Source organism: Pseudomonas sp. NY8896 (assembly GCF_039634505.1).
Genome location: NZ_CP132350.1, coordinates 289,534 through 311,120 on the forward strand (window position 1 = coordinate 289,534; position 21,587 = coordinate 311,120).

21 protein-coding genes are annotated in these 21,587 nt (G+C 63.3%); 9 read left to right on the forward strand and 12 right to left on the reverse strand.

The genetic code is table 11. From position 1 onward, the window contains the following. Positions 1-26: 26 nt before the first annotated feature. Complete coding sequence (locus Q9451_RS01260) at positions 27-410, reverse strand: PaaI family thioesterase (protein ID WP_012270050.1); 384 nt, start codon at positions 408-410, stop codon at positions 27-29. After that, on the reverse strand, positions 410-2,734 hold the full coding sequence (locus Q9451_RS01265; RefSeq protein ID WP_012270051.1) for a Tex family protein: 2,325 nt from the start codon (positions 2,732-2,734) through the stop codon (positions 410-412). The genes Q9451_RS01260 and Q9451_RS01265 overlap by 1 nt, the downstream gene beginning before the upstream one ends. 217 nt (positions 2,735-2,951) lie before the next feature. Between Q9451_RS01265 and ompR the strand changes: the two genes are divergently transcribed. Both ompR and Q9451_RS01275 read left to right on the forward strand, forming a co-directional pair. After that, a complete protein-coding gene (gene ompR, locus Q9451_RS01270; RefSeq protein WP_012270052.1) occupies positions 2,952-3,692 on the forward strand; it encodes a two-component system response regulator OmpR in 741 nt (246 codons plus the stop codon). A gap of 13 nt (positions 3,693-3,705) precedes the next feature. Beyond that, positions 3,706-5,019, forward strand: a complete 1,314-nt coding sequence (locus Q9451_RS01275) for an ATP-binding protein (protein WP_012270053.1) — start codon at positions 3,706-3,708, stop codon at positions 5,017-5,019. Positions 5,020-5,050: 31 nt separating this feature from the next. Here the strand turns inward: Q9451_RS01275 and rimK are convergent, their stop codons facing one another. Together rimK and Q9451_RS01285 are read right to left on the reverse strand one after the other, a co-directional pair. Continuing rightward, positions 5,051-5,956: a 30S ribosomal protein S6--L-glutamate ligase gene (rimK, locus tag Q9451_RS01280; RefSeq protein WP_008099005.1), complete on the reverse strand. Its 906-nt coding sequence runs from the start codon at positions 5,954-5,956 to the stop codon at positions 5,051-5,053. After that, positions 5,953-6,369 carry an ATP-dependent zinc protease gene (locus tag Q9451_RS01285; RefSeq protein ID WP_231118578.1) on the reverse strand — a complete coding sequence of 139 codons (417 nt, stop codon included), beginning with the start codon at positions 6,367-6,369 and terminating at the stop codon, positions 5,953-5,955. Before Q9451_RS01285 ends, rimK begins: the two co-directional genes overlap by 4 nt. A 175-nt stretch (positions 6,370-6,544) precedes the next feature. Between Q9451_RS01285 and Q9451_RS01290 the strand changes: the two genes are divergently transcribed. Beyond that, entirely contained in the window at positions 6,545-6,946 is a 402-nt protein-coding gene (locus tag Q9451_RS01290; RefSeq protein ID WP_012270055.1) for a S4 domain-containing protein, read from the forward strand. A 102-nt stretch (positions 6,947-7,048) separates the two neighbouring features. Here Q9451_RS01290 and Q9451_RS01295 read toward each other — a convergent pair whose 3' ends face one another. Continuing rightward, complete coding sequence (locus tag Q9451_RS01295; protein ID WP_012270056.1) at positions 7,049-7,843, reverse strand: phosphatase PAP2 family protein; 795 nt, start codon at positions 7,841-7,843, stop codon at positions 7,049-7,051. A gap of 119 nt (positions 7,844-7,962) precedes the next feature. Between Q9451_RS01295 and hslO the strand changes: the two genes are divergently transcribed. From hslO to Q9451_RS01310, 3 genes are all read left to right on the forward strand, one after another. Next, positions 7,963-8,862 (forward strand): Hsp33 family molecular chaperone HslO, encoded by a 900-nt coding sequence (gene hslO, locus Q9451_RS01300; protein ID WP_171577236.1) that lies wholly within the window; start codon positions 7,963-7,965, stop codon positions 8,860-8,862. 179 nt (positions 8,863-9,041) lie between these two features. After that, entirely contained in the window at positions 9,042-10,583 is a 1,542-nt protein-coding gene (locus Q9451_RS01305; RefSeq protein ID WP_012270058.1) for a phosphoenolpyruvate carboxykinase, read from the forward strand. 153 nt (positions 10,584-10,736) lie between these two features. Next, complete coding sequence (locus Q9451_RS01310) at positions 10,737-11,177, forward strand: thioesterase family protein (protein WP_012270059.1); 441 nt, start codon at positions 10,737-10,739, stop codon at positions 11,175-11,177. A gap of 55 nt (positions 11,178-11,232) precedes the next feature. Here Q9451_RS01310 and Q9451_RS01315 read toward each other — a convergent pair whose 3' ends face one another. From Q9451_RS01315 to fdhD, 3 genes are all read right to left on the reverse strand, one after another. Further along, the gene (locus tag Q9451_RS01315; RefSeq protein ID WP_012270060.1) at positions 11,233-11,712 is read right to left on the reverse strand and encodes a glycine zipper domain-containing protein; all 480 of its coding nucleotides are present in this window, start codon (positions 11,710-11,712) and stop codon (positions 11,233-11,235) included. Positions 11,713-11,908: 196 nt separating this feature from the next. Then, complete coding sequence (locus Q9451_RS01320; protein WP_012270061.1) at positions 11,909-14,254, reverse strand: FdhF/YdeP family oxidoreductase; 2,346 nt, start codon at positions 14,252-14,254, stop codon at positions 11,909-11,911. A 5-nt stretch (positions 14,255-14,259) separates the two neighbouring features. After that, positions 14,260-15,090: a formate dehydrogenase accessory sulfurtransferase FdhD gene (gene fdhD, locus Q9451_RS01325; RefSeq protein ID WP_012270062.1), complete on the reverse strand. Its 831-nt coding sequence runs from the start codon at positions 15,088-15,090 to the stop codon at positions 14,260-14,262. Positions 15,091-15,266: 176 nt separating this feature from the next. Between fdhD and lysM the strand changes: the two genes are divergently transcribed. Beyond that, entirely contained in the window at positions 15,267-15,707 is a 441-nt protein-coding gene (gene lysM / locus Q9451_RS01330) for a peptidoglycan-binding protein LysM (protein ID WP_012270063.1), read from the forward strand. Positions 15,708-15,757: 50 nt separating this feature from the next. On the opposite strand, the gene yrfG is transcribed toward lysM, so the two are convergent. Beyond that, positions 15,758-16,420, reverse strand: a complete 663-nt coding sequence (yrfG, locus tag Q9451_RS01335) for a GMP/IMP nucleotidase (protein WP_012270064.1) — start codon at positions 16,418-16,420, stop codon at positions 15,758-15,760. Positions 16,421-16,484: 64 nt separating this feature from the next. Between yrfG and nudE the strand changes: the two genes are divergently transcribed. Together nudE and cysQ are read left to right on the forward strand one after the other, a co-directional pair. After that, the gene (gene nudE / locus Q9451_RS01340; protein WP_012270065.1) at positions 16,485-17,051 is read left to right on the forward strand and encodes an ADP compounds hydrolase NudE; all 567 of its coding nucleotides are present in this window, start codon (positions 16,485-16,487) and stop codon (positions 17,049-17,051) included. Continuing rightward, positions 17,048-17,866 carry a 3'(2'),5'-bisphosphate nucleotidase CysQ gene (gene cysQ, locus Q9451_RS01345; RefSeq protein ID WP_012270066.1) on the forward strand — a complete coding sequence of 273 codons (819 nt, stop codon included), beginning with the start codon at positions 17,048-17,050 and terminating at the stop codon, positions 17,864-17,866. Before nudE ends, cysQ begins: the two co-directional genes overlap by 4 nt. 47 nt (positions 17,867-17,913) lie before the next feature. Here the strand turns inward: cysQ and Q9451_RS01350 are convergent, their stop codons facing one another. The 3 genes from Q9451_RS01350 to Q9451_RS01360 are packed head-to-tail and all read right to left on the reverse strand — an operon-like array spanning position 17,914 to position 21,586. Next, on the reverse strand, positions 17,914-18,369 hold the full coding sequence (locus Q9451_RS01350) for a YiiD C-terminal domain-containing protein (RefSeq protein WP_060493555.1): 456 nt from the start codon (positions 18,367-18,369) through the stop codon (positions 17,914-17,916). After that, the gene (locus Q9451_RS01355) at positions 18,369-19,775 is read right to left on the reverse strand and encodes a sigma-54 dependent transcriptional regulator (protein WP_060493554.1); all 1,407 of its coding nucleotides are present in this window, start codon (positions 19,773-19,775) and stop codon (positions 18,369-18,371) included. Before Q9451_RS01355 ends, Q9451_RS01350 begins: the two co-directional genes overlap by 1 nt. After that, on the reverse strand, positions 19,772-21,586 hold the full coding sequence (locus tag Q9451_RS01360; protein WP_012270069.1) for an ATP-binding protein: 1,815 nt from the start codon (positions 21,584-21,586) through the stop codon (positions 19,772-19,774). Before Q9451_RS01360 ends, Q9451_RS01355 begins: the two co-directional genes overlap by 4 nt. Between the last annotated feature and the right edge of the window lies 1 nt (position 21,587).

Here is a 21,587-nt window from a genome sequence, read left to right on the forward strand (position 1 = left end):
AAATACCGCAGATACGGCTTGGTGAGCTAGAGAACCGCGAAGGTTCCTTGCGCTTTTGCCACCAGCTTGTCGCCCTGGACTACGTCAGCGTCGACCACCAGGGTGCGCCGCCCGGCGTGCAGTACACGGGCGGTACACAGCACTTCACCGTCGCTGACGGCGCGCATGTAGTTGATCTTGCACTCGATGGTGACGCTTTGCTGGTCAAAGCCATGGCTGGCCGAGCAGGCCAGGCCCATGGCGATGTCCACCAGGCTGAAGATGGCCCCGCCGTGCAGCTTCTGGCCACGGTTGCGCAAGTGCGGCTCGAGGGCCAGGGCCACCTCGGCAACACCGGTATCCAGGCGTTGCAGGCGGCAGCCCAGCAGTTGGCTGAAGGCGCTTTCGACGTATTCGCGCGGTACGTCCATCACTTCTTCTTCAACTGCTTGGCGTTGGCGAACAGGGAGGCCATGGCATTGTTGGCCGGTGCGGCAGTGGTGGTTTCACGCTGGCGCGGGGCCTGCTGCTGGCGGTTGCCGCCATTGCCACGATTGCCGCCACGGTTGCCTTCGACCTTTTCGCCGGGGGTGTCGCTCATGCGCATGGACAGGCCGACGCGCTTGCGCGGGATATCCACTTCCATGACTTTGACCTTGACCACATCGCCGGCCTTGACCGCTTCACGCGGGTCTTTGATGAACTTCTCCGACAGTGCCGAGATGTGTACCAGGCCGTCCTGGTGCACACCGATGTCGACGAAGGCGCCGAAGTTGGTGACGTTGGTCACCACGCCTTCCAGGATCATGCCGGGTTCGAGGTCCTTGAGGTCTTCGACGCCGTCCTGGAAGGTGGCGGTCTTGAACTCGGGGCGTGGGTCGCGACCAGGCTTGTCCAGCTCTTGCAGGATGTCGGTGACGGTCGGCAGGCCGAAGGACTCGTCGGTGAACTTCTTCGGGTCCAAACGCTTGAGGAAGCTGCTGTCGCCAATCAGCGAGCGAATGTCGCGCTCGGTGTCGGCGGCGATGCGCTGCACCAGCGGGTAGGCCTCAGGGTGCACCGCAGAGGCGTCCAGCGGGTTGTCGCCGTTCATCACACGCAGGAAGCCGGCGGCTTGCTCGAAGGTTTTTTCACCCAGGCGGCTGACCTTTTTCAGCGCTGCACGGGTGGCGAAGGGGCCGTTGGCATCGCGGTGGGCAACGATGTTCTGTGCCAGCGTGGCGTTGAGGCCGGAGATACGGGTCAGCAGCGCCACCGAGGCGGTGTTCACGTCCACACCCACGGCGTTCACGCAGTCCTCGACCACGGCGTCCAGGCCACGCGCCAGTTTCAGCTGGGACACGTCGTGCTGGTACTGGCCGACACCGATGGATTTCGGGTCGATCTTCACCAGCTCGGCCAGCGGGTCCTGCAGGCGGCGAGCAATCGACACGGCACCACGGATCGACACGTCCAGGTCCGGGAACTCGCGGGCGGCCAGTTCCGAGGCCGAATACACCGACGCGCCGGCTTCGGAGACCATGATCTTGGTGATCTTCAGTGCTGGGTATTTTTTAACCAGCTCGGCCACCAGCTTGTCGCTTTCACGGCTGGCGGTGCCGTTGCCGATAGCGATCAGTTCCACCGAGTGCTTGGCGCACAGTGCGGCCATGACGGAAAGGGTGCGGTCCCAGTCGTTCTTCGGCGCGTGCGGGTAGACCGTGGTGTAGTCCAGCAGCTTGCCGGTGGCATCGACCACGGCGATCTTGCAGCCTGTGCGCAGGCCCGGGTCGAAGCCCAGGGTAGCACGTGGGCCAGCCGGGGCGGCCAGCAGCAGGTCGTGCAGGTTGTGGGCGAACACGTTGATCGCTTCGCCTTCGGCGTTGTCCCGCAGCTCGCCGAACAGGTCGGTTTCCAGGTGGGTATACAGCTTGACCTTCCAGGTCCAGCGCACCACTTCGCCCAGCCACTTGTCGGCCGGGCGGCCGCGGTTTTCGATGCCGACGTGGCTGCCGATCATCAGTTCGCATGGGTGCAGGGTACCGGGCAGCTCTTCGCCGACCTTGAGCGATGCGCTCAAAACACCTTCATTGCGCCCGCGGAAGATGGCCAGCGCACGGTGCGACGGCGCAGTGCGCAGCAGTTCGTCGTGGGCGAAGTAATCGCGGAACTTGGCGCCTTCTTCTTCCTTGCCGGCCACCAGGCGGGCGCTGAGCACGGCTTCCTGCTTGAGGAAACTGCGCAGCTTGTCGAGCAGGGCGGCGTCTTCGGCAAAGCGCTCCATCAGGATGTACTTGGCGCCTTCCAGTGCCGCCTTGACGTCGGCCACGCCCTTTTCGGCGTCGACGAAGCGTGCGGCTTCGCTTTCCGGTGCCAGGGTCGGGTCGTTGAACAGGCCGTCGGCCAGCTCGCCAAGGCCGGCTTCCAGGGCGATCTGGCCCTTGGTGCGACGCTTCTGCTTGTACGGCAGGTACAGGTCTTCGAGGCGCGTCTTGGTGTCGGCCAGCTTGATCTCGCGGGCCAGTTCCGGGGTCAGCTTGCCCTGCTCCTCGATGCTGGACAGGATGCTGGCGCGGCGCTCGTCGAGTTCGCGCAGGTAGCGCAGGCGTTCTTCCAGATGGCGCAACTGGGTATCGTCCAGGCTACCGGTCACTTCCTTGCGGTAACGGGCGATGAAGGGCACGGTCGAGCCTTCGTCCAACAGGCCCACGGCCGCCTCGACCTGCTGGGGGCGTACGCCCAGTTCCTCGGCGATACGGCTGTTGATGCTGTCCATGTAAACCACCTGACATTTGTGAATACGGGGGTCGCCTGTGGGCTTTTCGCCCGGCGGCGCTGGATGAAAGGCGCGCATTATACCCATCGCAAACGCCTTGCGGTGATGGCGCCCGGCCAGCCGGAACTGGCGCCGGGGGAAAAATCTGCTAACAATGCTCACGCAACGTGCAGCAATGGCTACGCCATAATGCGCGGCGAAATCAGAGGAGTTATTCATGACCGGCACGCCAAACACCGCTGAAGGTGACAAGATTCTCATCGTCGACGACGATCCGGGGCTGAGCAGCCTGCTGGAACGTTTCTTCACCAGCAAGGGCTACCGTGCCCGCGCGGTGCCCAACACCGAGCAGATGGACCGTCTGTTGCAGCGCGAAGTGTTCAACCTGGTGGTACTCGACCTGATGCTGCCAGGTGAGGATGGCCTGTCTGCGTGCAAGCGCCTGCGCCAGCAGAACAACCAGATCCCGATCATCATGCTGACCGCCAAGGGCGATGAGCTCAGCCGCATCAAAGGCCTGGAACTGGGTGCCGACGACTACCTGGGCAAACCCTTCAACCCGGACGAACTGATGGCGCGGGTCAAGGCTGTGCTGCGTCGCCAGGCGCCCAGCGTACCGGGTGCGCCGGGCAGCGAAGACGAGTCGGTCACCTTCGGCGACTACGAGCTTTCGCTGGCCACCCGCGAACTCAAGCGTGGCGACGAAGTGCACATGCTCACCACCGGTGAATTCGCCGTACTCAAGGCCCTGGTGATGCACGCCCGCGAGCCGTTGACCCGCGACAAGCTGATGAACCTGGCCCGTGGCCGTGAGTGGGATGCACTGGAGCGCTCCATCGACGTGCAGATCTCGCGCCTGCGCCGCATGATCGAACCGGACCCGTCCAAGCCGCGTTACATCCAGACCGTATGGGGCGTGGGCTACGTGTTCGTACCGGACGGAAACGCCGGTAAATGATGCCGCGCCCTTCATGAAAACACCGGTCTGGTTTCCGCAAAGCTTCTTCGCCCGCACCCTGTGGCTGGTGTTGATCGTCGTCCTGTTCTCCAAGGCGCTGACCCTGGTCTACCTGCTGATGAACGAGGACGTGCTGGTCGACCGTCAGTACAGCCACGGGGTGGCGCTGACCTTGCGCGCCTATTGGGCCGCCGACGAAGAAAACCGCGACAAGATCGCCGAGGCGGCAGGCCTTATCCGCGTGACCGGCTCGGGCGTGCCCGAAGGGGAGCAGCACTGGCCCTACAGCGAAATCTACCAACGGCAGATGCAGGCCGAACTGGGTGACGACACCGAAGTTCGGCTGCGCATTCACGCGCCGCCAGCGTTGTGGGTCAACGCGCCAAGCCTTGGGCCTGGTTGGCTGAAAGTGCCGCTGTACCCGCACCCGTTGCGTGGGCAGAAAATCTGGAACGTGCTGGGCTGGTTCCTGGCCATCGGCCTGTTGTCTACCGCTTCGGCGTGGATTTTCGTGCGCCAGCTGAACCAGCCGCTCAAGCGCCTGGTGTTTGCCGCTCGCCAGCTTGGCCAGGGGCGCAGTGTGCGCCTGCCGATCAGCGATACGCCCAGCGAGATGACCGAGGTGTACAAGGCCTTCAACCAGATGGCCGAGGATGTCGAGCAGGCCGGGCGCGAGCGCGAGCTGATGTTGGCTGGGGTTTCCCATGACCTGCGCACACCGCTGACACGTCTGCGGCTGTCGTTGTCACTGCTGAACAGCGACAGCGATTTGAGTGACGACATGGTCCGCGATATCGAGGACATGGACGCGATTCTCGATCAGTTCCTGGCGTTTATCCGCGATGGCCGTGACGAACCGGTGGAAGAGGTCGACCTGGCTGACCTGGTACGCGAGGTGGTGGCGCCGTACAACCAGCCACAAGAGCGCGTGCGCCTGTGCCTGGAGCCGATTCCACCGTTCCCGCTGCGCCGGGTTTCGCTCAAGCGCATGTTGGGCAACCTTATCGGCAACGCCTTGCACCATGCTGGCAAGGGGGTCGAGGTGGCGGCCTATGTGTCGGGTGACGAAAGTGCGCCGTACGTGGTGCTGAGCGTGCTGGACCGCGGCACCGGGATCGACGAGTCGGAGTTGGAAACCATCTTCAACCCGTTCATTCGTGGTGACCGGGCGCGGGGTGGCAAGGGCACAGGCCTGGGGCTGGCGATCGTCAAACGGATCGCGGCGCAGCATGGCGGGAATGTGGAATTGCGTAACCGGTCTGGTGGCGGGATCGAAGCGCGGGTCAGGCTGCCATTGGGGCTGCTGCTACCGCGTAATGCCGTGTGATTGCTGGGGCCGCAAAGCGGCCCCAAAAATCTCAGCCTTTGCCCTTGGTCCGGGTCTGATTCGGCCCGCCATTCTTCTCCAGGTGTTCGATGATCATCCCGGCCACGTTCTTGCCGGTGGTCACTTCAATGCCTTCCAGCCCCGGCGACGAGTTCACCTCCATCACCAGCGGCCCATGGTTGGAGCGCAGGATATCCACGCCCGCCACGCTCAGCCCCATCACCTTGGCCGCGCGAATCGCGGTAATCCGCTCTTCAGGGGTTATCTTGATCAGGCTGGCAACGCCACCACGGTGCAGGTTGGAGCGAAACTCGCCCGGCTTGGCCTGACGCTTCATCGAGGCAATCACCTTGTCGCCCACCACGAAGCAGCGAATGTCGGCGCCACCGGCCTCTTTGATGTACTCCTGAACCATGATGTTCTGTTTGAGGCCCATGAACGCTTCGATCACTGACTCGGCCGCCTGGGTGGTTTCGCACAGCACCACGCCGATGCCTTGAGTGCCTTCCAGCACCTTGATCACCAAAGGGGCACCGTTGACCATCTGGATCAGGTCGGGGATGTCGTCCGGCGAGTGGGCGAAGCCTGTGATCGGCAGGCCGATGCCGCGCCGCGACAACAACTGCAACGAGCGCAGCTTGTCGCGTGAGCGGGCAATGGCCACCGACTCGTTGAGTGGGTACACGCCCATCATTTCGAACTGGCGCAGTACTGCGCAGCCGTAGAAGGTAACCGAAGCACCGATGCGCGGGATCACCGCATCGAAGCCTTCCAGCGGCTTGCCGCGATAGTGGATCTGCGGCTTGTGGCTGGCAATGTTCATGTAGGCCCGCAGGGTATCGATCACCACCATTTCGTGGCCACGCTGGATACCGGCTTCGACCAGGCGGCGGGTGGAATACAGACGCGGATTGCGCGACAGCACAGCGATCTTCATGCAGCACCTGTGACAGGGGAAAGGGTGGCCGGGAAGGCCGGTTTGTCTTGTACGTATTTCAGGCCGGGGTTGACCACCAATTGGCCGTGGATGAGGGCCTTGGAACCAAGCAACAGGCGGTAGCGCATATTCTTGCGGCAGGCCAGGGTGAACTCCACCTCCCACACACCATCGCCCAGCGCCAGTGACGTGCGGATGACATAGCGGGTCTGGGCCTGGCCGTTGGAGCTTTTGATGGTTTTCATGGTGACCAGCGGCGCCTCGCAGCGGCGGTGACGCAGTTGCACCACCGAGCCCAGGTGCGCGGTGAAACGGACCCAGGGCTGGCCATCGCGCTCGAACGGTTCCACCTCTGTGGCGTGCAGGCTGGAGGTGCTGGCACCGGTGTCGATCTTGGCGCGCAGCCCGGCCACGCCGAGGTCAGGCAAGGCGACCCACTCGCGCAGGCCGATCACAGTCAAATGGTCAAATGTCTTCACGAAGCACACTCTGCGAATGAGGTGGTGAACTGTAAGCACGGCGGGGACTTTTTGCATCCGTATGTGAAGGTAGTACAGTTCGATGAAAGACAGAATCCGAGGTAACGGGATGGCACAAAAAGACGAAGACGACGATAAGGTTCGTCTGGACAAATGGCTGTGGGCGGCGCGCTTTTACAAGACGCGAGCGCTGGCCAAGGCCGCGATCGAAAGCGGCAAGGTGCATTGCCGGGGCGAGCGATGCAAGCCGGGCAAAGAACCGCGGGTGGGCGACGAGTTCGTGCTGCGCACCGGGTTCGATGAACGTACTGTGGTGGTGAAAGCGTTGTCGGTGGTGCGGCGTGGGGCGCCAGAGGCGCAGACGCTGTACGAGGAAACCGAAGAAAGTGTGCGTCGCCGTGAGCAGGCGGCCGACCTGCGTAAGGCGGGGGCGATGGGGGTGACTACCGATGGCCGGCCGACCAAAAAGCAGCGGCGGCAGATACACCAGTTGCATGGGAGCTTTGAATAGCCGGGGCCGCTTTGCGGCCTATCGCGACACAATGGACCTGCGCACACCATTCGACGTGGAAGCGGCCTTGTGTCGCGATGGGCTGTGCAGCAGCCCCAGGGTTTAGCGGACTACCGCCAACTTGCCGACCAACGGTAACTTGGCCGCGATTGTGAACAGTGGCGCCGTCCAGCGCATCAGCGCCTCGCTGCCCTTGGCCGCCAGCGGGGTGAAATAGCTCCAGCCCAACGCCAGCACCGCCATCAGCAACCCGCCAATGTAGTCATCCTGCCCCCAGTGAGCACCCGCTACCAGGCGCGGCAGCATGAACAGCAGCGCCAGCCCCCAGACCACCAGGTACTGCACCAGGCGGCGGCAGAACACGCTCATGAACAGCGCCCAGATCAGCAACACCGAGGCGTGATCGCCCGGGAAGCTCTTGCTGGAACGGTCCTTGAGCTCCCAGGCCTTCTCCAGGTTGGGGTAGTAGTCACTGAGGTGCACGACGTCGTCGAAGATCATCGACGGGCTCTTGTGTTGCCAGCCGGCTGCATCCACCCACTTGGAAAACAGTGCGCGAATCACCACTAAGAGGAGTAGCGTGACCAGAAAGCCGAAAAATGCCTGGCGAACTTGCGCTGCCTTGAACACCCAGTCGCCACGGATGAGCACTGTCAGCAGGATCAGGCCGACGACGATGTCGAACGGGCGCAGGCTGCCGACGATCCAGATGTAGCGCCAAGTGGTGTTGTCGGCCAGCGGCGCATTCAGGCTGTGAAACAGCCACTCGTCGAAAGTCAGGCACAGGATCTGGCCAATGGGCCATAACCAGAAACACAGTAGAGCGATGGGAAGCAGCGTACAGGCTGCCAATGGCCCCAAAGACCACCTTGCTTGGAACAGTGGTCGATTGTCCATAAAATACCTCTATTGCAAACAGGAATCGGAGCGCCTTGTGAGCGCTCTGTCACGGGTTCTCGCAGGTTTCCGATAACCCTTGTAACCATTTTGTCATCATTTTTAGATAGCCAAAACCTATGAGCGATTTGCCTGATACCGATTTCACCCAACGTTTCATCTTCGACGAGCGCGATGTGCGCGGCGAGTGGGTGTCTCTGGATGACAGCTACGCCGCAGTATTGGCGCGCCATGAGTACCCACAGCCGGTCAAGGCATTGCTCGGCGAACTGATGGCCGCCACCGCCTTGCTGGTCGGCGCGATGAAGTTCGATGGCTTGCTGATTTTGCAGGCGCGCTCGGCGGGGCCGATTCCGCTGCTGATGGTGGAATGCTCCAGTGATCGCGAAATTCGCGGCATGGCCCGCTACGAAGCGGAGCAGATCCCGGCGGATGCCAGCCTGTCGCAACTGATGCCCGACGGCCACCTGACCCTGACCATCGACCCGGTCAAGGGCCAGCGCTACCAGGGTACCGTCGACCTCGATGGCGCCAACCTGTCGGAATGCTTCACCAACTACTTCATTCAGTCGCAGCAGTTGAATACGCGCTTCTGGCTCAATGCCGAAGGCGGCAAGGCCCGTGGCTTGTTGCTGCAGCAGCTGCCGCGTGATCGCCAGCCGGATGATGAAGAGCGTGAGGACAGCTGGCAGCACGTGGTGGCCCTGGCCAAGACCCTCAAGCCCGAAGAGTGGGCCGAAGGCAACGAAACCCTGTTGCACCGCCTGTACCACGAAGATGCCGTGCGCCTGTTCGATATCCAGCCGCTGCGCTTCAATTGCAGCTGTTCGCGCGAGCGCTCCGGCAATGCGTTGGTCAGCCTGGGCGAGCACGATGCCAAGGCGCTGGTAGAAGAGTGCGGCGGGACGGTGGAGATCGATTGCCAGTTCTGCAACGAGCGCTATTTCTTCGATGCCAGCGATGTGGCGCAACTGTTTGCTGGTGGCGGCACTGACGTGGCCTCAGAAACTCGCCACTGAAACGGTTAATCACAGGACAATCTCCTGTCGAATTGCGCAAAAGCGCAGTTCTGACAGGAGGGGCCTACTTTTTTTGGGCGTTTCTGGCATAATCCGGCCACTTTTTTCGCTGTAGTAGTTTTTTCAAGACAACTACAAAACGTTTGGAGCACTCGGCCTCGGGCCGGATGGGGTATCTCATGACGCAAGCCAACAACACCGTGTACACCGACCTGAGCGTCGATGAGCTGGTAAAAGAAGCGCTGCAACGCGGTGAAGGTGTACTAGCCGATACTGGCGCACTGGTCGTAGAGACCGGTCACCGTACTGGCCGTTCGCCGGCTGACCGTTTCATCGTCGAAGAACCTTCCACCCAGGACGCCATTTCCTGGGGCCCGATCAACCGCAAGTTCCCGGCCGACAAGTTCGATGCCCTGTGGGCTCGCGTCGAGGCGTTCAACAACGCCCAGGATCACTTCGTTTCCTATGTTCACGTAGGGGCGGCTGCCGAGCACTACCTGCCGGTGAAGATGACCACCCAGACTGCCTGGCAGAACCTGTTCGGCCGTTGCCTGTTCATCAACCCGGAGCAGTTCAACCCGGCTGGCCGCGACCAGTGGCAGGTCCTGAACGTCGCCAACTTCGTCTGCGAGCCTGAGCGTGACGGCACCAACTCCGACGGTTGCGTGATCATCAACTTCGCCCAGAAGAAGGTGCTGATCGCTGGCATGCGTTACGCCGGTGAAATGAAGAAAGCCATGTTCTCGGTGCAGAACTTCCTGCTGCCGGCTGCCGACGTGCTGCCAATGCACTGCGCGGCCAACATCGGTGAAGAAGGTGATGTGACCCTGTTCTTCGGCCTGTCCGGCACCGGCAAGACCACCCTGTCTGCCGACGAAAGCCGTTACCTGATCGGTGACGACGAGCACGGTTGGGGCGAAGGCGTTGTCTTCAACATGGAAGGTGGCTGCTACGCCAAGTGCATCGACCTGTCCGAGAAGAACGAGCCGGTGATCTGGAAAGCCATCAAGCACGGCGCGGTGCTGGAAAACGTCGTGCTCGACGCCAACAAGCACGCCGACTACACCGATGTCAGCCTGACCCAGAACAGCCGTGCGGCCTACCCGCTGGAGCACGTTGCCAAGCGCTCCGAAGCGAACCTGGGCGGCGAGCCTAACGCAGTCATCTTCCTGACCTGCGACCTGACCGGTGTACTGCCTCCGGTTTCGATCCTGAACAACGAGCAGGCGGCCTACCACTTCCTGTCCGGCTATACCGCGTTGGTCGGTTCCACCGAAATGGGTTCGGGCGGCGGCATCAAGTCGACCTTCTCCACCTGCTTCGGCGCACCGTTTTTCCCGCGCCCGGCTGGCGAGTACGCCGAGCTGCTGATCAAGCGCATCAACGGCTTCAACTCCAAGGTTTACCTGGTCAACACCGGCTGGACCGGTGGTGGCTACGGCGTTGGCAAGCGCTTCAGCATCCCGACCACCCGTGCCGTGATCGCTGCGATCCAGAGCGGCGCGCTGGTCGGTGCCGAAACCGAGCACCTGGACATCATTAACCTGGACGTGCCGAAGGCTGTTCCGGGCGTTGAAACCGAGCTGCTCAACCCGCGCACCAACTGGGCTGACAAAGCTGCCTACGACGAGGCCGCCAAAGGTCTGGCCAAGCTGTTCATCGAAAACTTCAAGAAGTTCGAAGTTTCCGACGCCATCAAGGCCGCTGGTCCACAGCTGTAAGCTGAGCCAGCCGCAACGAGAAAGCCGCCCCCAGGGGCGGCTTTTTTGTTCCTGCAAATCAGCAAGGCCGCTCCCACAGGGGAGCGCAGGCAGCGCAAACCTGGATTTTCTGATTCACTGTCAGCATCAATTGCGAAGACAAGAGCCAGACAGATGACCGAATCCCCTCAGCGCACTGCCTTCTCCCACTTCCACACCGTCCTCACCCGCCCTTCGGACAACGACATCAACGGCCATATCGCCGGGGCTACCGTGCATGGCTTTTTCGAAACCGCCATCCAGGCATTTTTCGTCGAACAGGCCGAACTGGACCTGCGTGACGGCGAACTGGCGGCCTTCGTGGTCAGTTCGGCGGCGGACTTCTACGCACTGCCGGGCTTCCCGGACGTGCTGGAGGTGGGGTTGGGAGTGACGCGCCTGGCGGGCAGCACGGTGGAGTACCGCTTGGCGCTTTACCGTCCAGGCGAATCAGAGGCGTGCGCGGCGGGCACGGTGGTGCAGGTGTTCATCGAGCGTGCCAGTGGCCGGCCTGTGGCACTGCCAGAGGCGCTTCAGGCGATCCTGTCCGGCCTTGTACTTGAACCACAGGCATAAAAAAGCCCCGCCACAAGGGGCGGGGCTTTTGCTGCCGGGGCGAGGCCCTCAGGCATCAGTCGCGCCAGTGGCGCTTGTGCTTGCGGTGGCCGTAATGGTGGCCACGGTCGTAGTGGCGACGGTCGTCGTAGCCGCGACGGTAGCGGCGATCGTCATGACGCTCGTCTTCGTCGGCCTTGTTGCCCATGTAGTTACCCAGTGCGCCACCGGCACCACCGCCGGCTGCCGCGCCAATGTAGCTACCGGTGGTGCCGCCCACCGAGCGACCTACCACGTTACCGCCTGCCGCGCCCAGTGCGCCGCCGATAGCGGCCTCACCGCGCTGGCGCTTGTCCGCGCCCAGGGCACCGCCTGCCGCGCCGCCCAGGCCGGCACCAATGGCGCCGCCGGTGCTACCGCCGATGGAGTTGCCCACCACTGAGCCCAGTACCCCACCCAATGCGCCGCCAATGCCGGCCTCGGTGGTGCCGCCTGCCATGGCAACGCCGCTGAGCAAGCTGAAAGACAACAACAGAATCGAGGAGTACTTCTTCATCAAGAGAGCCTCATAGGGATGACGAGGCGAATTTGAGGCTAAGCGGCCTGGCTGGCAACGGAAATCCGACGAGTAACACGAGTTGTACACAATTCTCTAAGTTACTGTATTTGCTGTGAAACTTTATCGATTTTCGGCTGTCTGAGACCTTTATGACAAAGCCCTGAACCCCAACGGAACAGGGCTTTTTTCGTTTTTACAGGATGCGCCCGTCGTCCCGCGCGCGCTCCAGTTTGATCGCGATGAACTTCGATGTCGGTGTGTGGCTGCCATCGCCAATGCTCTCCAGCGGCACCAGCGGGTTCACCTCGGGGTAATACGCCGCCGCCTGCCCGGCCGGGATGTCGAAAGGCAGCAAGGTAAAGCCTTGCACCCGGCGCACATGCTCATCTCCCCACAGCGAAACGATGTCGACTTTCTGCCCTGGCTGGAAGCCTAGGCGGATGATGTCGGCTTCGTTGGCGAACAGCACCTCACGTTGGCCGCGCACGCCCCGGTAGCGGTCGTCCAGGCCGTAGATGGTGGTGTTGTACTGATCGTGCGAGCGCATGGACTGCATGATCAGGTCCGGCAGTTGGCCACTGGCGCGCACGCGCTCATCGAGTAGCGAATCCGGCAGCAGGTTGGCCTTGAAGTTGGCGCGACCGGTGCTGGTCTTCCATTCGCGACTGGCGGCGCTGTTGCCCAGGTAGAAGCCACCTGGGTGTTGCAGGCGCTGGTTGAAACCGCTGAAGCCGGCGATGGTATCGCCGATCAGGTCGCGGATTCGGTCGTAGTCAGCCACCAGCCAGTGCCAGTCCACCGGTTGCTTGCCCAGGGTGGCGGCGGCGATGCCGGCAACGACTGCCGGTTCCGAGCGCATTTGCGTCGACAGCGGCTTCAGCTGGCCGTTGGAGGCATGCACCATGCTGAACGAGTCTTCCACTGTCACCGCTTGTGGCCCGTCGGCCTGCAGGTCGATGTCGGTACGGCCCAGGCACGGCAGGATCAGCGCCTGCTTGCCGTGGACCAGATGGCTGCGGTTGAGCTTGGTGCTGATGTGCACGGTCAGCTCGCAGTTGCGCAACGCCTGGGCGGTGCGCTCGGTGTCTGGCGTGGCTTGGGCGAAGTTGCCACCCAGGCCGATGAATACTTTGGCGCGGCCGTCGAGCATGGCGTGGATGGCTTCGACGGTGTTGTGGCCATTGTGCCGGGGCACGGGGAAGCCAAAGCGCTTTTCGAGGGCGTCAAGCAGGGCCACCGGCGGGCGCTCGTTGATGCCCATGGTACGGTCACCCTGCACGTTGCTGTGGCCGCGCACCGGGCACAGGCCGGCGCCTGGCGCGCCGATGTTGCCGCGCAGCATCTGCAGGTTGACGATTTCCTGGATGGTCGGCACCGAATGGCGGTGCTGGGTGATGCCCATTGCCCAACACATGATCACCCGCTTGCCACGGCAGTACATGCGCGCGGCCAGCTCGATGTCGGCCAGGGTCAGGCCGGACTGCGCCTGGATGTGTTCCCACGGCGTGGCATCCACCACAGCCAGGTACTCGTCGACGCCATGGCCATGCTCGGCAATGAAGGCATGGTCGAACACGGCCGGCTCGCCTTTGGCCTGGGCTTCGCGTTCCCATTGCAGGACGAACTTGGCCATGCCGCGCAGCATCGCCATGTCGCCGCCCAGCGCCGGGCGGAAGAACGCGGTGTTGGTTGGCCGGTCACTGTTGGTCAGCATCTCCAGCGGGTTCTGCGGGTGCTGGAAGCGCTCCAGGCCACGTTCCTTGAGCGGGTTTACGCACACCACCTGGGCGCCACGTTTCACCGCATCACGCAGCGGGTCGAGCATGCGAGGGTGGTTGGTACCGGGGTTCTGGCCCCAGACAAAGATCGCATCGGCATGCTCGAAGTCGTCGAAGGTGACGGTGCCCTTGCCAACCCCGACGCTTTGCCCCAGGGCCACGCCGCTGGCCTCGTGGCACATGTTCGAGCAGTCGGGGAAGTTGTTGGTGCCGTAAGCGCGCACGAACAGTTGGTACAGGTACGCCGCTTCGTTGCTGGCGCGCCCCGAGGTATAGAATTCGGCCTGGTCCGGGTTGGCCAGCTTGTTCAGCTCGCGGGCGATCAGGGCGAATGCGGCCTCCCAGCGGATAGGCAGGTAGCGGTCGCTGGGTGCGTCGTAGACCATCGGCTCGCTCAGGCGCCCCTGGTATTCCAGCCAGTAATCGCTCTGCTGCAGCAACGAGGTGACACTGTAACGGGCGAAGAAGGCCGCATCGACACGGCGCTTGGTCGCCTCCCAGTTCACCGCCTTGGCGCCGTTCTCGCAGAACTTGACCATGCCGTTTTCCGGCGAGTCGCCCCAGGCACAGCCGGGGCAGTCGAAACCGCCGTTCTGGTTGGTTTTGAGCAGGGCGCGAATGTTCTTCAGTGCGTTATCGCTGCCGACCCAGGCCTTGGCCACGCTGCGCAGTGCGCCCCAGCCACCGGCGGGGCCGTGGTAGGGCTTGTAGCGAGGGGTAGAGGCTGGGGCGTTGTCCGGAAGGTGCTGGTACGAGGTCACGGCTGTTACGACTCCGCCGCTGGGCTGTAGACCCGCGGTGCGCTGTGCTTGGGCAAATGGATGAGGTTGAGGTTGTGCTTGCGTGCCCATTGCAGGGCAAGGCCAGTGGGCGCCGACAGGCTGACCAGGGTCTGGATACCGGCGCGCAGCACCTTCTGGATCAGCTCCAGGCTGCAGCGGCTGGTGACGATGGCCAGGCCGCCCTGGCTGTCGATGCCTTGGCGCAGCAAGGCGCCGATCAGCTTGTCGAGGGCGTTGTGCCGACCAATGTCTTCACGGCCGAGCAGCAATTCGCCGTGGCGGTCCATGAACAGTGCCGCATGTACGGCGCCGCAGTGCTGGCCCAGAGGCTGGAAGGCATCGATGCGCTCGCGCAGGCCGGCCAGCCACTGGGCCGGCGGCAGGGGGGCACCCGGCAGCACGGCCAGTTCCGGCAGCGCCTGCTCCAGGGCTTCGACCCCACACAGGCCACAACCACTGGTGCCGGCCAGCTGGCGGCGCTGGTTCTTCAGGTTCCAGAATGCCCGGCTGGAAATTTCCAGGTCGGCATACATCGCCGAGCCGCTGCCCGAGAGCTTGAGGTCGTAGATTTCTGCGGTGCCTTCGACAATCCCGCTGCCGACGCTGAAGCCCACGGCGAAATCTTCCAAATCGGTGGGGCTGACCAGCATCACCGCCTGGTTGAGGCCGTTATAGACGATGGCCAGGGCCACTTCCTCGGCCAGCGGGGTGCTGTCGCGTTTGGCGTCGCTGAGCTGGACGTAATCGTATCTGTTGCTGGCGGCGGGCATGGACAAGGGCGATGAGGCCGCGCAGACCGGAGGTTTGCTGTTCATCGGGGGCGCTGAATACCGGCGGCTTTCTGATTGCACAAGCCTAGGCTTGCGTGCCAGCGGCGTCTAATCGCTAGGCTCTATGCCTTGATAGACCGCGTCGATTGGCCGCATGGGGCGAGAGTGGCAAAGCTGGCCTAGACTCCTGTGTCCGAGGTTTCGTCAACAAGGAGAGCGCAATGAGCCTGTTCAGTTTCGTGAAGGAAGCCGGCGAGAAGTTGATCGACCTGCTGACCCCTGGCAACGCCAATGCCGAAGAGCAGCTTAAGAAACACGTGGAAAGTGTCGGCCTGGGCAACCCGAACATCACCGCCACTGTAGAGGGAGACAAGATCATCCTCAAGGGAGAAGTGGCCAGCCAGGAAGAGAAGGAGAAGATCATTCTCGCAGCCGGCAACATCAATGGTGTGGCCAGTGTCGATGACCAGATCACTGTGACCGGGCCAGTGGTGGCGGCGGCCAGGTTTGTTACGGTGAAGAAGGGCGACACGCTGTCGGCCATCTCTGTGGTGGTTTATGGCAATGCCAACCAGTACAACAAAATCTTTGAGGCCAACAAGCCGATGCTCACGCACCCGGACAAGATTTATCCGGGGCAGGTGCTGCGTATTCCTGACTGATCTCTAAAGCCTGTAGCGGCCTCTTCGCGGGCGCGCCCGCGAATGGGGCCTCACAGGCCTACCAATAACTCCCGATAATCCTCGACCGCTGCAAATTCCTCGGTATCACGCGGCTGCGCCTTGCTATCGGGCTGCCGCACCGCCAGCAGGTGCCCCACACCAAAGCGCCGCGCACTGCGCAGAATCGCCAGCGTGTCATCGATGAACAGGCTGCGCCCCGGTTCGAAGCCGATATCCGCCTGCAAGGCATCCCAGAACTGCGGGCTTTCCTTCGGGTAGCCATAGTCGTGGGAGCTGATCAGCCGCTCGAAGTACGGCGCCAGTTCTACACGCTCCAGCTTCAGCGACAGTGAATCACGGTGGGCATTGGTGATCATCACCACGCGCTTGCCTGCCTGGCGAATCGCAGCCAGGAAGGTATCGGCATCCGGGCGCAGGGCAATAAGGTCGGCAATTTCCCGCTTCAGCTCGCGAATGGGCAGGCGCAGCTCGCGGCTCCAGAAATCCAGGCAATACCAGTTCAAGGTGCCGGCATTGCGTTCGAACAGCGGTTGCAGCTCCATTTCCGCCATGGCGCGGCTTACCCCGTGCAGCTCGGCATAGCGCTGGGGCAGGTGGTCCAGCCAGAAGCGGTTGTCGTAATGCAGGTCGAGCAGGGTGCCGTCCATGTCCAGCAGGACGGTATCGATGGCGGACCAGGGAAGAACAGGCATGGGAAACTCTCGATCAGTCGGCAAGCCACGGTATAGTAACCCGTTCACGCCAAGGAGCCGCCCCATGCGCCAGAAACCCACCGTACTCAGCCGCGAAATCGTCGCCAGTAGCCGCCTGTTTCGCGTCGAAGCCGTGCAATTGCGCTTCAGCAATGGCAACGAGCGCACCTACGAGCGCCTGGTCGGCCGGGGGAATGGCTACGGTGCGGTGATGATCGTGGCCATGCTCGACGCCGAGCATGCCGTGCTGGTGGAAGAATACTGCGGCGGCACCGATGAATATGAGTTGTCGTTGCCCAAGGGCTTGATCGAGCCTGGCGAAGACGTGCTGGCGGCCGCCGACCGGGAGCTCAAGGAAGAAGCCGGTTTTGGCGCACGCCAGCTGGAGCACCTGACCGAGCTGTCGTTGTCGCCGGGCTACATGAGCCAGAAGATCCAGGTGGTGCTGGCCAGCGAGCTGTATGAAGAGCGCCTGGAAGGCGACGAGCCGGAGCCGATGCGGGTCGACAAGGTCAACCTGCGTGAGCTTTCGGCCTTGGCCATGCACCCGCAGTTCACCGAGGGGCGCGCCCTGGCGGCGCTTTACCTGGCCCGTGACCTGTTGATTCAGCGGGGTTTGCTGGAGCTATGAACGACCTGCAACTGATGCACGAAGTGGTCAAGCTGGCACTGACGGCAGGCGAGGCGATCCTGCCGTTCTGGCGCGCCGATGTGGCGGTGACCAACAAGGCCGACGATTCGCCGGTTACCGTTGCCGACCTGGCGGCGCACCGGGTGATTGCCGATGGCCTGTTGGCGCTGGCGCCGCACATACCGGTGCTGTCCGAAGAGGATTGCAATATTCCCCTGGCCGAGCGTCAGGGCTGGGGCCGCTGGTGGCTGGTCGACCCGCTGGATGGCACCAAGGAATTCATCGCCGGCAGCGAAGAGTTCACGGTCAACATCGCCCTGATCGAAAACGGCCAGGTGGTGTTCGGCGTGGTGTCGATGCCGACCAACGGGCGCTGCTATTTCGGTGGTCGCGGCCTGGGTGCCTGGCGGGCCGACGCGGGTGAGGCTGCCAAGGCGATTCAGGTGCGTAACGCGCCTCCTGCAGGTGAGTGTTTCACCGTGGTTGCCAGCCGCCGGCACTCCAGCCCGGAGCAGGAAGCGCTGCTGGCCGGGCTGGGTGCTGCGGTGGGGGAGCTGGAACTGGCCAACGTTGGCAGCTCGTTGAAGTTCTGCCTGTTGGCTGAGGGTAGCGCCGATTGCTATCCGCGCCTGGCGCCGACTTCGCAGTGGGACACTGCGGCGGCGCAGGGTGTGGTGGAAGGGGCCGGGGGCGAGGTCATCGGGCTGGATGGGTTGCCGTTCCGGTATCCACCGCGCGAGTCGTTGCTTAACCCGTATTTCCTGGCGTTGCCGGCAAATGCTGCCTGGCGCCAGGCGTTCCTTAACCTGATCTGACGGGGTTTTGCTGTGGGAGCCTTTGGATTTTGCGCAAGGCTGTTGGGCTAGCGGTGCAGAACGTACTGGCCGCTGAAGGTAACGGCAGGCTCGTCACTACCGGCATTGCTTACCGTGGTCTCCAGCGTCAACCGCGCCCGCCCGCGCCGTTGGTACATGTTCAGGAATCGCTCCCAGGTCTTCTCGTCCGGCGCTGCACAACGCGCCACCGCCGTGCCGGTAACTGGCAGTGGATAACTGATCTGCCCCTCCTGAATGACGATATGCCCGTCATCGATCCCCAGCGCTCGCAGGCGCAGGTGCAACCAGCCCCACCCCACCAGCACCGCTGCGCAGTACAGGCTGCCGCCGAACATGGTGCTTTTGTGATTGACGTTGGCCGCCAGCGGCAGCTGCAGGCGCAGGGTGTGCTGCTGCCAATCGATCACTTCCAGGCCCATTTCGCGGGTCAGGGGGATGTCGCTGTGCAGTACGGACTGCAGATACTGGCTATCGGTGCTCATTAACGATTGTCCTCTTGTTCGTCATGCCCGCCACTGCCTCCGTCGAAGTTCAAGCCATGCTTGCGCAGTTTGTCGTGCAGGGTTTTGCGGGGGATGCCCAGCGCCTCGGCCAAGCTGCGCATGGAGCTGTGTGGCTGGGCCAGTTCGGCAGCGATCAGCGAGCGTTCGAACTGCTCCACCTGCTCGCTGAGGTTGCCGCTCAGCAATGGTGCTGCGGGTGCTGCTGCCGGAGGTGCCTGGCCATCCAGGGCCAGTTCCAGGCCAAGGGCGAAGCGCTCGGCGGCGTTCTGCAGTTCGCGCACATTACCCGGCCAGTCGTGACGCAGCAGCAGGGCTCGTTGTGCTGGCTGCAGCGCGTGCGGTGACAGGCCATGTCGCTGGCTGGCGGCATCGGCGAAATGCTGGAACAACACCAGAATGTCATCGCCGCGTTCGCGCAGCGGCGGAATACGCAGCGGTGCGACGTTAAGGCGGTAATACAAGTCGGCGCGGAAGCGCCCCTGGTCTGCGGCCTGACGCAGGTCTTCCTTGGTGGCAGCGATGATGCGGATATCCAGCGGGATAAGCTGGTTGCCGCCCAGGCGTTCGACCACCCGCTCTTGCAGCATGCGCAGCAGTTTCACCTGAACATCCAGGCTCATGCTCTCGATTTCATCGAGAAACAGCGTGCCGCCGTTGGCAAATTCGAACTTGCCGATGCGCCGCTTCTGCGCGCCGGTGAACGCGCCGGGCTCATGGCCGAACAGCTCGCTTTCGACCACCGACTCGGCCAGTGCCCCCGCGTTGATCGCCACGAACGGGCCGTCGCGGCGGCTGGAAAGGTCGTGCAGGGCACGGGCCACCACCTCTTTGCCTGCGCCGGTTTCGCCCAAAATCAGCACATCGGCACGGGTGCCGGCCAAGGCGCCGATTTGCTCGCGCAGGCGCTGCATGGCCGGTGAATGGCCCACCAGGCGGGTGGCCAGCTGCTGACGGTCGCTTAGCGCCAGGCGCAGGCTGCGGTTGTCCAGCACCAGGCGGCGCAGGGCCAGGGCGCGGCGCACGCTGTCGAGCAGGGCGTCCGTGGCAAACGGCTTTTCCAGGAAGTCATAAGCCCCGGCGCGCATTGCCTGCACTGCCAGCGGCACATCGCCATGGCCGGTAATCAGCAGCACCGGTAGTTCGCTGTCGCGGCTGTGCAGTTGTTCCAGCAACTGCAAGCCATCGATACCGGGCATGCGGATGTCGCTGACCACCACGCCCGGCCAGTCGGCCTCGATTCGCTCGGCCAGGCCTTGGGCATCGGCCAAGGCGACTACCTTGAGCCCTGCCAGGTCCAGGGTCTGGCTCAAGGCCTGGCGCAGGTGGGGGTCATCGTCGACCAGGATGACCTGGGCTCGGCTGTCGATCAGTGTCTCGGTGGTCATGCCGAGGGGTCCTCCGAATTGGGCAAAGTAGCGCCAGGCGCGGCCACACGCAGCTGCAGGGTCAGCAGTGCGCCACCTTCCGGGTGGTTGGCCAGCAGCAGTTCACCGCCCAGGGCGCGCATCAGGCTTTCGCAGATGGCCAGGCCAAGGCCCAAGCCCTGGGTACGGGTCTTGGTGGTGAAGAACGGCTCCTTGGCGTGCTCCAGGGCCTGGCGGCTGAAACCGGGGCCGTTGTCGCGGATGTACAGGTAGACGCAGCCATCACGTTGCTCGGCACTTAGCCACAAACGGCGCGGGTTGGCCTTTTCGGTCAGGGCATCGAGGGCATTGGCCAGCAGGTTGCCCAGCACCTGGCGCAGTCGGGTTTCACCGGCCTGTACCCACAAAGTGGCTTCAGGCAGGTCGCGGATCAGCTCTACGGCCATTGCCCGGCGGCGTTTGGCCAGCAGCGCCAGGGCATCGTCCAGGGCCGGCTGCAGGGCCACGCTTTCCGGGGCGTGGCGGTCGCGGCGGGCGAAGGCGCGCAGGTGGGCGATGATCGAGGCCATGCGCCCGGTCAGCTCGCCGATCAGCTTGAGGTTGCCGCGTGCGTCTTCGGTGCGTTGGTGGTCGAGTAGGATCTCGGCGTTTTCCGCGTAGCTGCGAATGGCCGCCAGCGGCTGGTTCAGCTCATGGCTGATGCTGGCCGACATGGTGCCCAGTACCGACAGCTTGCCGGCCTGCACCAGTTCGTCCTGGGCGCGCACGGCTTCCTGCTGAGCGTTCTCGCGTTCCAGCACGGCGCTTTTCAGGCGGGTGTTCAGGCCTTCGAGGTCGGCGGTACGTTCGGCTACACGTTTTTCCAGCTCTTGGCGGCCACGGGCCTCGAAGTCGATGCGGTCGATGTAATGGCGCCGCCGCTGCATCACCAGCCCGGCCAGCAGCATTACCACCAGCAAGGTGCCGGCGCCGATTGCCATCACCGTCTGTACCGAGCGGTCGACCAGTGTGCGTGGGGCAAGGATGCTCACTTGCCAGCCGGTTTCCTTGATGTCGCGGGTTTGGGAGATCCAGGCGTCCGGGCTGAGTACCAGCGGTTGCGGGGCCTGGGTCGGGTAGGGCTGGATGGCGATGATGGCCTGGCGCTCGGCCTCGCTCAGCACACGGGTGGCACGAAAGCGCCAGTCGGGCCGCGAGGTGAGGATGACCACGCCATTGTGATCGGTCAGCAACAACTGCTCAGGGGTACGACCCCACAGGGTTTCGGTGTGATCCAGGTCGACCTTGACCACCAGCACGCCCACGGTCCGCTCACGGTCCCGTACTGCTGCGGCGAAAAAGTAGCCGCGTTTGGCCGACGTGGTGCCCTGGCCGAAGAAACGGCCCAGATGCCCGGCCATGGCCTCGTTGAAGTAGGGACGGAAGGCGAAATTGCGGCCGACGAAGCTGTCGTGCTTGTCCCAATTGGAGGCGGCCAGGGTGTTGCCGCTGACGTCCATCAGGTACATCACCTCGGCACCGGTCTGCTGGACAATGTCTTTGAGCAGGCGGTTGGCGTTGGTCACCGCTTCCAGGCGGAACGGGTCGGCCAACACGCCACGCAATGCCGGCAGGTCGCCGAGGATTTGCGGGAGGGTCTCGTAGCGGTGCAGGGTGCCGAGCAGGTTGGCGACATACAGGTCGAGGGTCTGGCGGTTCTGCGAGGCCAGCTCTTGCTGGTAGTAGCGTTCGGCCAGATGGTGCAACGGCCACAGTAACGGTGCCAGGCACAGGGCCAGCAAGGCCAGGCTGCGCCAGCGGGGACGGCGTGGGGGCGTGGGTTTTGCGATCATC